This is a genomic window from Flavobacterium sp. (assembly GCF_046155325.1).
Taxonomy (GTDB): domain Bacteria; phylum Bacteroidota; class Bacteroidia; order Flavobacteriales; family Flavobacteriaceae; genus Flavobacterium.
In genome coordinates, this window is the sequence record NZ_JBJXDQ010000024.1 from 1 (window position 1) to 11425 (window position 11425).

An 11425-nucleotide genomic window follows, 5' to 3' on the forward strand; every position below is an offset into this window, starting at 1 on the left:
TTGCTTAACAGCCTCTTTTGCATTATCCAAGTGTTCTTGTGTTGTTTTTTTGCAAGAAATTAAGATTACAGTAAGAGTAAATATAAAAATCACTTTTTTCATGGCATTTTTTTTAAAAGTTAGTAGTCACCGCTTCTCTATCAATTTTTCCAATTAATCCAGCCAATACTTTTCCTGGACCAACTTCTGTAAACAAAGTAGCGCCATCGGCAATCATTTGTTGCACCGATTGTGTCCATTTTACTGGAGCTGTCAATTGGATAATCAAGTTTTTCTTTATTTCATCAGCATCAGAAACTGCACTAGCTGTCACGTTTTGATACACTGGACAAATTGGAGTTGAAAATGTAGTTGCTTCAATGGCTGCGGCCAATTCTTCTCTTGCCGGTTCCATCATTGGCGAGTGAAAAGCACCGCCAACAGGCAAAAGCAAAGCTCTTTTTGCACCGGCTTCTTTCATTGCTTCACAAGCTTTTTCTACCGCCGAAGTTTCGCCTGAAATCACTAATTGTCCTGGGCAGTTATAATTGGCGGCCACCACAATTCCGTCGATTGAAGCGCAAACTTCCTCAACGATGTTATCGGCTAATCCTAAAACGGCAGCCATTGTTGATGGTTTTATTTCGCATGCTTTTTGCATCGCTAATGCTCGTTGCGATACTAATTTTAATCCGTCTTCAAATGACAAAACACCATTGGCAACTAATGCCGAAAATTCGCCTAGAGAATGTCCTGCTACCATTTCTGGCTTGAAATTTTCCAATGTCTTGGCTAATATTACTGAATGCAAGAAAATCGCTGGTTGGGTCACTTTGGTTTCCCTTAATTCTTCGGCTGTACCTTCAAACATAATGTCAGTGATTCTAAATCCTAAAATTTCATTGGCTTTTTCGAATAATTCCTTGGCTAAAACCGAGTTTTCATATAAGTCTTTGCCCATCCCTGTGAATTGAGCTCCTTGTCCTGGAAATACGTATGCTTTCATGTAGTGTTGTTTTAATGTTATCTATTATTTGAATACGTATAATAGATTGCAAAAATACTATTTTTTTTAGGAGGAGCAACTTTTCGGTAATTAAGACCCTTCTTGCAGCTTTTTAGATTACAATATTTCTTAGTATTGAAAGGTATTCAAAAACGATATTTATTTTCCGCAAGGCTTATGAAGATTGGTTTGTTTATTATATGAAGATTGCATCTGAATTATCAAATGCAATATGATAAATATCATGCATTTAAGTTATTTTTTTTTGTATATTTGGTTGTGTCTTTCATACAAAAAATATTTTTTTAATAGAGCTATAAAACCCTGATATCTATTTCAACAATAATACCGAAATAACAAAACTATTAAAGAAGTATTTACAAACACACACAAGTCCCCAGATTTGATTTGATTATGTTGATCTCAACAATATAATTGAATAGCATAACAAATAGAATCCATTTCTTCCGCACTAAAATGTAGATGCTTTTTTTATTATACTTAGAAAATAAATTTATGGAAGTTTCAGTTATTCGTAAAAATATGAAGTTTATGCCTGATTCTAGTAGGATTGTTACGAGGTTTTTCATGAATGGAGATATAAGAACACAAGAATTAGTTGGCCGAATCATGCTTATGAAAGAAAAACAAGTTAATCTTACCTTAGAAGAGATATTTAGAGGATTTGCCAGAAGGCACCGTAGTATTTCAGATATATTTCTTAAACATTTTGAAAACGTTAGGGGGCTAATTGATGAAATGCATATCAATGATGAAGATTTGTCTGAGGAAAGGAAATTACTAATCGGATCCTACCTAACAATGGAATATTCCATAGAATCATCTGCTTTTTTTAATCCATCGATAGTAGAAGATTTTGATCAAACAAATTTGAATAAGGGAGAAAAACGAGTCGTAATTTCATTTCGAGTTACTGGTGAAGGGCATGTATCTTCCATCGTATTTAGAAGAGGAATTATCGATAAAGATAATAATTTAAAGATGATGCCAATAGGAAATAACATTGAAAAGGCTGAGGTTTTACATAAAATAATTTTTCAAAAAAAAAGAATTGCTAGAAAATTGGACGAAATGGATACGTTAGATATCTATCCCACGATTATAGATAAGTTGCCAGAAGAGTTTGAATATTCAACATTTAGAGCCTCATTGAAAAGAGAATTAGAAGATGCTGTAATCCCTTATGAAAAACGTCAAGCCTATAATGAATTGGTTTGGCTTTTGGATTCATTTTATGATATACAATTCAAACACGATTCTGACATTTCTGAACGGGTAATATTTCCAATTTCAGACGCCGAAAGTCGAGGTATTGAAGATGCCCGTTTTGTTCGTTTTATTGACGATGATAATTCAGAAACTGTAATGGGTACTTATACCGCATATAATGGCCATGCAACACTTTCAAAATTGATTTCGACAAATGATTTTTATTCGTTTCGAGTAACGCCATTACATGGTGAAGGGTCTAAAAGTAAAGGGATGGCATTATTTCCAAAAAAGATTAATGGCAAATACGCCATGCTTTCCAGAATTGATGGGGTTAATAATTACCTGATGTATTCCGATAGAACTAATGTTTGGAAAGACCCCATACAAATTCAGAAGCCACTTTATCCATGGGAGTTTACTCATATTGGGAATTGTGGTTCGCCTTTATGGACAGAAGAAGGTTGGTTGGTAATTACGCATGGTGTAGGCGCTATGAGGCGTTATTGTATTGGCGCTTCATTGTTCGACTTGGATGATCCTTCTAAGGAAATAGGCAGACTACCTGAACCGCTATTGTATCCTTTAGAAGAGGAACGAGAAGGTTATGTACCCAATGTGGTATATTCTTGCGGTTCAATAATTCACAATAACAGTCTTATATTACCTTATGCTGTTTCTGATTATTCTTCAGCTTACGCTGTAGTAGATTTGGCAGAGCTGTTAGTTGCTTTGAAGAATAGTAAAAAACAAGGATTGTAACCTTGTTTTTTTAACTAATAAATATTTTTTTTAACTTTTTGAAATAAAAACAACAAATAATAGTCGCAATGAAATCAAAAAAAAACAAGATTGTTTTAATTGTAAGCTCTTATCCACCAAGAGAATGTGGATTAGCAACTTTTTCCAATGATGTTGTTAATTCAATAAATTTGGTTTTCGGGAATTCGCTCCCTATAGAAGTATGTGCTCTACAAAAAGAAGAACATCAATTTGAATATGGAAATGAAGTAACGTATACATTGCCAGTTTATTTAATTGAAGAGTATCGTTTAGTAGCAGAAAAGATTAACAGTAGAAATGACATTGGAATGGTTTGTGTCGAACATGAATTCGGGCTCTTCGGCGGAGAATATGGCAATTATTTACTTTCATTTTTATTAGCATTAAATAAGCCAATTGTAACCGTTTTTCATACGGTATTACCAGAACCTAATAAAAAATTAAAAAAAGTAGTTCAGGCAATTATTAATTTGTCTAATAAAATTGTTGTACTCACAAATAAATCTCTAGAGATATTAATTCATCATTATGACTGCCAAAAATCAAAATTAGAGATAATACCCCATGGTACACATATGGTACTATGGGATCAAAAGGAAAAATTGAAAAGGGAATACAATTATTCAGATAAAATTGTATTGTCAACTTTTGGGTTAATTAGTGATAATAAAAATATCGAAACCGTTTTACATGCGCTTCCTAAAATTATTACAAAACACCCAGAAGTAATTTACCTTATAATAGGGAAAACACATCCTGAAATCTTAAAACAAGAAGGGGAGCGATATCGTGACAAACTAATACAAACGGTAAACCAACTTCATTTAGAAAACAATGTATTTTTTATCAATAAATATTTAAAATTGAGTCAACTTCTTGAATTTTTGACGTTATCAGATATCTATCTTTTTGCATCAAAGGACCCTAATCAAGCTGTGAGCGGCACATTTGCTTATGCAATGAGTTGTGGCTGTGCCGTTATTTCTACTCCAATACCACATGCAGTTGAGGCATTGAATGAAGGTGTTGGAATATTATTAAATGGGTTTGAAAACCCTGAAGAATTTCAAAAGGCCATATTAAAACTTGTTGAAAACAAGCAAGAGCGAATAGAAATGGGAAGTAATGGATATGCTTTAACTCATGAAACAACTTGGGAAAACATTGCTATGAAATATGGATTTTTGTTTGCAACATTAACTGATAGATCTGAAGAGATAAGATTTAATTATCCTCCAATAAAATTAGACCATATTAAAAGTATGTCAACAGATTATGGGATGTTACAATTTTCAAAATTTAGTCAACCAGACCCAGAATCTGGTTATACTTTAGACGATAATTCTAGGGCATTAATTGACATGGTCATGTATTATTCTCTTTGTGAAGACCTAGAAGCGCTAAAACTGGCGTCGATTTATTTAAATTTTATAACAGGCATCCAAAGGGAAGATGGAAAGTTTGATAATTATAAAAACTTTGATCGTCAATTGACAGAGCAAAATGAAGAAGTTAACCTAGAAGATTCAAACGGAAGAGCTTTATGGAGTTTAGGTTTTACGTTATCTCATCAAGAAATCCTTCCTATAGAGTTGGTAATTCAAGCAAAAAAAGCATGGGATAAAGCCGTTCAGCATCTAGAAAAAGTAACATCTCCAAGATCTATTGCCTATACTCTGAAAGGACTTTATTACTATTATCTAGTATATCAAGAAGACACAATAAAACAACAAATAGAACATCTTGCCGATAAGTTATTGAATCATTACCATATCAATTCACAAGAAAAATGGTGTTGGTATGAGGATTATATGACTTATGCAAACAATGTCATTCCTGAAGCGATGATGTATGGCTTTTTAGCAACAGGAAATCAGAAATACAAGAGAATTGCCGTAGTTACTTTCGATTTTCTTTTGTCACATTATTTTATGAAAGGAGAATTAAGTGTAATTTCAAATAGGGGGTGGTTTAACAAAGACCACAAAAGAATGTCATATGGAGAGCAACCTATTGAAGTATCCACCACAATTATTGCCTTAGATTTATTTTATGAAGTAACGGGGAATGTAAAATATAAAAATCAGCTAAAATTAGCATTTACCTGGTTTTTAGGGAATAATCACCTGAAACAGATTATGTATAACTCAGTAAATGCGGCATCTTATGACGGGCTTGAGGATAAAAATGTCAATATTAATCAGGGGGCAGAATCTACACTTTGCTTTTTTAAAACGCAGATGATTATGAAGAAATATGAAACCCTCAATTATCAGGAACAATTGAATACATCTAAAGTATTTGAATCTTAAATACTTTTAAAACATATAATAATTCTTTTTTTTGCCACAGAAAACAAGAGTTAAAATTCAATCGAATTTACAATTTCTAACAGTTGACTTTTTAAATCAGCATTGATAATTCCTTTCTCAGAATCAAAATTAGCCCCGAAACTAGGTAATGAAAAAGTCCCTTTGATAACCCCACCTTGAAATGGAAAACGATTTTTAGCAATTTCTAAGACGGTTGCACCTCCTCTAGGACCTGGAGAGGTTGATAGTAAAAGCATTGGTTTTTCTTGAAATGTTTTGCTATTTATTCTTGATATCCAATCAAAAATATTCTTGAAAGCAGCTGAATATGCCCCATTATGTTCCGCAAAAGAAATGATAATTAAATCGGCAGTGCCTAATTTTTCATAAAACTGTAGTGCCAAAGGATGGATTCCACTTTCTTTTTCTTTATCAACCGAAAAAACAGGCATCTCGTAATCGTTTAAATCCAAAATTTCAATGTGGGAATTTTCGAATTGATTGGCCACATAAGTAGCTAATTGTTTGTTGATTGAAGTCTTGCTTGATGAAGCTCCAAAGGCAATAATTTTTTTCATTTTTTTATATTCAATTAGATCATAGGAATTTCCATTATCAAAAATTTAGAATCGGTAGTGGCTTTGATTTCAATTTCGTTGTTTTCCCAAATTCCAATAGCATCTCTTTTTTCTAGTTTTGTACCACATACTTCAATTTCACCATCAATATTGATGATGTAAAATCCGTTTCCTTCTTTTTTTAGAGCAATATTTTTAGAAAAGTCTTTGTCAAAATCACTGAGATAAAACCAAGCATCTTGATGAATCCAAACACCAGCATCGTCTTCATTTGGCGAAAGTATTTGAGAAAAATTGTTTTTTTGTTCAGCAGCGTCTAAAGTAATTTGCTGGTAACGGGGTTCCACATTTGTGGTTTTTGGAAACAACCAAATTTGGAATAATTTGGTTTGTTGGTCGGCATTGGGATTGAATTCGCTATGTCGAATTCCGGTTCCAGCACTCATCACCTGTACATCGCCAGTTTTTATGGTTTCGGCATTTCCCATACTGTCTTTGTGAGCCAAATCTCCTTCCAGCGGAATGGTAATGATTTCCATATTATCGTGTCCGTGTTCGCCAAAACCCATTCCAGCGGCAACAGTATCGTCATTCAAAACTCGTAAAACCCCAAACTGAACTCTTTCTGGATTGTACCAACTGCCAAAACTAAAACTGTGATACGCGTTTAACCATCCGTGATCTGCGTGTCCTCTGGTATTGGCTTTATGTAAAAGGGTATTTTTCATCGTAGATAAATTTAGTGATTTTTAATATACAAATTTACAATTGAAGTTGGCAAAAGTGGCTTAATGTAGATTAAGAAAATAGTGTTCAGTATTCAGAAAATTAGTATTCAGTTATATAGTGCTCTAAAAAAATCTAACTGACCACTGATTACTTCCTCAAAAGTTTACTTTTCATCTTACTATAAAACTCAGGTGTCACTCCGATATAAGAAGCCAATTGTTTTTGAGCAACTTTTTGCATTAAATCGGGGTATTTTTTGCACATTTTTTCAAAGCGTTCTTCGGCAGATAAGCTTAAATTATCCATTAATCGTTCCTGATGTGCTACTAACGAATTCTCAGTCAAGATTCTAAAAAAACGTTCTAGTTTTGGTATTTCTTGATAAAGCAATTCTTGGTTTTCTTTGGATAAAATTACAACCTCGGCATCTTCTAAAACCTCAATAAATAAATTACCTGGTTTTTGAGAGAGTAAGCTGTACATATCGCCAATCCACCAGTCGCTGCAGGCAAAGCTTAATACGTGCTCTACAATATTATCATTGATAGTAAAACTTCTAAGCACACCTGAATTAACAAAATAGGAGTTTTTGCATACCTGTCCTGCATAAAGCAAAATGGTTTTGGCTTTGTAGGTTTGCGTAGTTGTTTTAGACAAAAAAAGAGCTTGTTCTTCGCTAGAAAGTTGGATATGTTTGGAGAGATTGTCTAAAAGTAACGACATGATTTTGGGTTATTTTTCTTCGGGCAATAATCTAAAAGCATTTACTTTGAAACGATTTTTTTTAATTTCTCCTGTTACTGCTGCTTTTCTAATGGCATTACAAAAACCATCCTCTTTGTGTGCATCGCCGTGAGAATCGATAGCTGTACCATCAACAAAATGGCATTTTCCGTCAATGCGAACAGCTAAGTCACAGCCTTTCTTTTCGGTCATTCCAAATTGGCATTGACCACAAGACACTTCCACTATTTGAGTTTTAGTTAGCTTTTTTTTGTCTTGAGTATGCACAAAACTTAATGAAAACAAGAATAGTAGCGATAAGAGTGTTTTTATTTTTACAATTTTATTTTTCATAGGTTGCTATTTTTTATATTTTAATGAAAGTGATCCTCTTCGATTTCGAATTCGGCATCTTTTTCCCAAATTTCCATTTCACAAGGTTTACAATTGAATTTGAGTTTGTATTCTAATTCACCTTGTTTCAACACCAATGGTTCTTTAAGTTTGGTTTCCATGGTGTCTTTATGATATTTTGGGCATTTTTCTAATTCGTATTTAATGCAATATTTAGTGGTCATCACCCGAGACTTTCCAGGATCCCATTGCAGTTCAAATGCTTTCTCGATTTCGGAAACACCATGGCGCTCATAAAATTTACGGGCTAGTTTATTCGAAACATTATACATAAAATCTAATTTCTCTTCTGGATAAGGGTGCGAAGTTTTGACCATTTGATGTTCTTCACGATGATAATTTTGTAGCCGAATTTCAGATAATTGCTCTAAAACAGCTCTTCTCATTTCATTGATTTTTGAAATGGGTAGAAACCAATTTTCCGAAAATTGAATGGTTATTTCTTCGATTTTGTAGGGTGTAAATCCCGTTTTTGCCAGATTTATTTTGAAATTTTCTTCGATAGATTCGTTGTTTTTGGTTCTTTCTTTTGGGTGAACCAAATTCACTGAACTCAGATTTCCATCTTCATCGGTTGCTGAAAGTACAAAACCGTTTTCGTTTTCTGATAATAACAGCGTTGTACTAATTTTTCGAACGGCACTGTCTTCTCGTTCTACAATTTTGATAAAAGCTGTATCGTTATTTCGATAGATAAAGGTATCTGGTTTTATTTCTTTGAGCACATTAGGATAGGCTAGACCATTCTCGACCTTGTTGACATAGATTCCGTCGGCTTCATTATTTTCGTTGATAAAACAAAGTCCGTCACCATTGTTTAACAATTCTCCATTTTCGATTTCATAAGCATTTCCAATGGTTTTGATGAGTTTTCCAATAAATTGCCCTTTCGATTTTGGACTTTCCCAAGAACCGATTGACTGGTATCTTTCGTTAACAAAATAATCGGTATACCCGCGGTTGAAACTTTTATTCAAAGCTGAATCAAAAGTGAAAGTACAGCTTCCGGAAGAGGCTTTAGAGTATTTGTCATTTCCTTCTAAAAAACCATCCAGTTTTTGGCGCAAATACGACACATTGTTTTTTACATAGACAATATCTTTCAAGCGACCTTCAATTTTGAAGGAACAAACTCCTGCTTCAATTAGATTCGGAATTTCATCTGAAACATCAAAATCTTTAATCGAAAGTAAGTGACTATTTTTGATTAAAGTTTCGCCATGACCATCAATCAAATTGTAAGGCAAACGGCAGTTTTGTGCACACGAACCACGATTAGCAGAGCGTTCCCCATTAGCAACACTCATATAGCAATTGCCACTAAAAGAAACACAAAGCGCGCCAGTTACAAAAAATTCCAATTCGACATCGCTAGCAGTACTGATTTCTTTAATTTGGTGTAAGTTTAACTCCCTAGCTAAGACCACACGCTTCATTCCAGCATCTTTCAAGAATTTGATTTTATCGGCATCACGATTATTGGCCTGGGTGCTGGCATGGAGAACAATAGGGGGTAAGTCCATTTCCATAATCGCCATGTCTTGTACAATTAGGGCATCGACTCCGATTTCATATAATTCCCAAATCATTTTGCGGCAGGTTTCGAGTTCATTATCATAGAGAATCGTATTGATAACTACAAAAACTTGGGCATAAAATAAGTGGGCATATCTCACTAACGCAGCTACATCTTCAAGAGAGTTATGCGCATTAGAACGAGCTCCAAATTGAGGTGCGCCTATATAAACAGCATCGGCACCACTATTAATTGCAGCCATTCCATGAATTAAATCTTTTGCAGGAGCTAGTATTTCTATTTTCTTTTTAATCACTTGATGCTAATATAATTACTGTAAATATAAATTTTATGCCTTTGTTGTGAAAGCGTTGCAAAGTTCCTATAAATATTTAAAGAATTCTAATGGAACTAGATTTTTTTTGAATTTAATGTTCTGGCAAAATAAGTACCAATCGGCAGAATAAAGCCTACCTTGTAAAAAAAAATGTCGATAGAAGATCGCGTAAATCGTGTTGAAGCTTTGTTTGCACAACTAGAACTTGAAATCAAAAGTTTTCAACTAAGTTCTACTTTGGGTTGTTTAGCGGGCTGTGGCAAATGCTGCACGAATCCCGAAATTGATGCCTCTCCGCTAGAATTTTTGCCTTGGGCATTCCATCTTTTTTTAATGGGTAAGGCAGAAACGGTTTTGTCGAATTTAAACAATACAACCTCAAGTTTTTGCTATAATTACAATCCATTATCGGTATTGGATAAAAACAATGGCAATTGTAAAACCTATGAATACCGGGGTTTAATATGCCGATTATTTGGTTTTGGAGCCAACCAAGACAAATATGGACAATACCGAATAGCTACTTGTTCCATAATCAAGGAAGGTCAAAAAGAAGCCTTTGAACAAACTACAAAAGCTATCAACGAAGGGCTTTCTATTCCCATATTTACTGATTATTATATGAATCTTTCTCAAATAGATTTCAAACTCGGAAACCTGATTTTACCCATCAACAAAGCACTTATTTTTGCTATCGAAGAAGTATTGCAGTACTACGCATATCGACCAATGCCTAATGGTTTTGATAATTGTGCTTAGAGTTTTTGTTGCACAACGTTTGGCCGCTTGGCGAAGTGGCGGATTAGGGAAGCCTTAATTTTCGGTTAATGACTAATTTATCAAGTACAAAACCATCTTTAAATTAAGCCTAAACCCACCATATTGCCAAACGGCGGTTGTGCGATCGCTTTAATATCTTGTAGTTCGTAACAGCTCAATTTTCGGATTAACGAAAAATTGATGCGAAACGATAATTCCACTAAAACCCCACTATATCAAAACGCCTGTTACTGGCTGTATTGATTCATATTTCTATTGAAATTCTTACTTTTCCGCCAAACCCTTTTTCTACAATGTCATAAAGAGTTTTCAGGGTTAAATTACTTCCGTTATTTTCAATTCGGGAAATATATTCCCGTTTTTTGTCTACAAGTTCGCCAAGTTCGGTTTGGGTTAAATGTTTTTCTTCACGAGCTTTTTTTAACTGCAAACCAATTTTGAAACCTTCAAAATCTCTTTCAAGTTCATCACGTCTTTCAGTTCCTTTGATTCCGTAAACATTGTCTTTAATTTCTTTCCAGCTTTTAGTTTCCATTTTCTTTTAATTTATCGTTAAAGTACATTTCCATTAAACGTAATGCTTTTTCAATTTCGTTTTTTGGTGTTTTTTGTGTTTTCTTCTGAAAACCGTTTAATAATATGATGAGCTTTCCATTGTCAAAAAAACAAAAAACTCGCCAGATGTTTGAAGCAAGTTGAATTCTTGCTTCATAAAGACCATCCGTGCTTTCTAAATGTTTTAAATAATTGGATGGAACTCTTTCCAGAGTTTCTATGGCTTCAATGATTTTATAGATTTTGTCTTGAACTTTTTGCGGTTGTTCTTTGAACAAACTACAAAAGCTATCAACGAAGGGCTTTCTATTCCCATATTTACTGATTATTATATGAATCTTTCTCAAATAGATTTCAAACTCGGAAACCTAATTTTACCCATCAACAAAGCGCTTATTTTTGCTATCGAAGAAGTATTGCAGTACTACGCATATCGACCAATGCCTAATGGTTTTGATAATTGTGCTTAGAGTTTTTGTTGCA

General features: G+C 34.0%; 12 protein-coding genes. 4 read left to right on the forward strand and 8 right to left on the reverse strand.

The window, feature by feature from the left end:
• Positions 1-112: 112 nt before the first annotated feature.
• On the reverse strand, positions 113-985 hold the full coding sequence (gene fabD / locus ACKVOD_RS01865; protein WP_409207784.1) for an ACP S-malonyltransferase: 873 nt from the start codon (positions 983-985) through the stop codon (positions 113-115).
• A gap of 516 nt (positions 986-1501) precedes the next feature.
• Here fabD and ACKVOD_RS01870 point away from each other — a divergent pair.
• Positions 1502-2977, forward strand: coding sequence for a glycoside hydrolase family 130 protein (locus tag ACKVOD_RS01870; protein ID WP_409207785.1), 1476 nt, complete (start codon positions 1502-1504; stop codon positions 2975-2977).
• Positions 2978-3045: 68 nt separating this feature from the next.
• Positions 3046-5310, forward strand: coding sequence for a glycosyltransferase (locus tag ACKVOD_RS01875; RefSeq protein WP_409207786.1), 2265 nt, complete (start codon positions 3046-3048; stop codon positions 5308-5310).
• Positions 5311-5360: 50 nt separating this feature from the next.
• On the opposite strand, the gene ACKVOD_RS01880 is transcribed toward ACKVOD_RS01875, so the two are convergent.
• The 5 genes from ACKVOD_RS01880 to ACKVOD_RS01900 form a co-directional block, all read right to left on the reverse strand.
• Positions 5361-5888, reverse strand: coding sequence for an NADPH-dependent FMN reductase (locus ACKVOD_RS01880; protein ID WP_409207787.1), 528 nt, complete (start codon positions 5886-5888; stop codon positions 5361-5363).
• 14 nt (positions 5889-5902) lie between these two features.
• Positions 5903-6616 carry a pirin family protein gene (locus ACKVOD_RS01885; RefSeq protein WP_409207788.1) on the reverse strand — a complete coding sequence of 238 codons (714 nt, stop codon included), beginning with the start codon at positions 6614-6616 and terminating at the stop codon, positions 5903-5905.
• Between the two features lie 148 nt (positions 6617-6764).
• Positions 6765-7340, reverse strand: a complete 576-nt coding sequence (locus ACKVOD_RS01890) for a Crp/Fnr family transcriptional regulator (RefSeq protein WP_409207789.1) — start codon at positions 7338-7340, stop codon at positions 6765-6767.
• A gap of 9 nt (positions 7341-7349) precedes the next feature.
• Positions 7350-7694: a DUF6370 family protein gene (locus ACKVOD_RS01895; protein WP_409207790.1), complete on the reverse strand. Its 345-nt coding sequence runs from the start codon at positions 7692-7694 to the stop codon at positions 7350-7352.
• Between the two features lie 20 nt (positions 7695-7714).
• Positions 7715-9583 carry a peptidase U32 family protein gene (locus ACKVOD_RS01900; RefSeq protein ID WP_409207795.1) on the reverse strand — a complete coding sequence of 623 codons (1869 nt, stop codon included), beginning with the start codon at positions 9581-9583 and terminating at the stop codon, positions 7715-7717.
• 174 nt (positions 9584-9757) lie between these two features.
• On the opposite strand from ACKVOD_RS01900, the gene ACKVOD_RS01905 reads away from it, so the two are divergent.
• Positions 9758-10366, forward strand: coding sequence for a YkgJ family cysteine cluster protein (locus tag ACKVOD_RS01905; RefSeq protein ID WP_409207791.1), 609 nt, complete (start codon positions 9758-9760; stop codon positions 10364-10366).
• Between the two features lie 265 nt (positions 10367-10631).
• Here the strand turns inward: ACKVOD_RS01905 and ACKVOD_RS01910 are convergent, their stop codons facing one another.
• Positions 10632-10922 (reverse strand): helix-turn-helix domain-containing protein, encoded by a 291-nt coding sequence (locus ACKVOD_RS01910; protein ID WP_409207792.1) that lies wholly within the window; start codon positions 10920-10922, stop codon positions 10632-10634.
• A complete protein-coding gene (locus tag ACKVOD_RS01915; protein WP_409207793.1) occupies positions 10912-11220 on the reverse strand; it encodes a type II toxin-antitoxin system RelE/ParE family toxin in 309 nt (102 codons plus the stop codon). Before ACKVOD_RS01915 ends, ACKVOD_RS01910 begins: the two co-directional genes overlap by 11 nt.
• Here ACKVOD_RS01915 and ACKVOD_RS01920 point away from each other — a divergent pair.
• Positions 11206-11412 (forward strand): hypothetical protein, encoded by a 207-nt coding sequence (locus tag ACKVOD_RS01920; RefSeq protein ID WP_409207794.1) that lies wholly within the window; start codon positions 11206-11208, stop codon positions 11410-11412. The two genes, ACKVOD_RS01915 and ACKVOD_RS01920, sit on opposite strands and share 15 nt — an antisense overlap.
• Positions 11413-11425 lie beyond the last annotated feature (13 nt).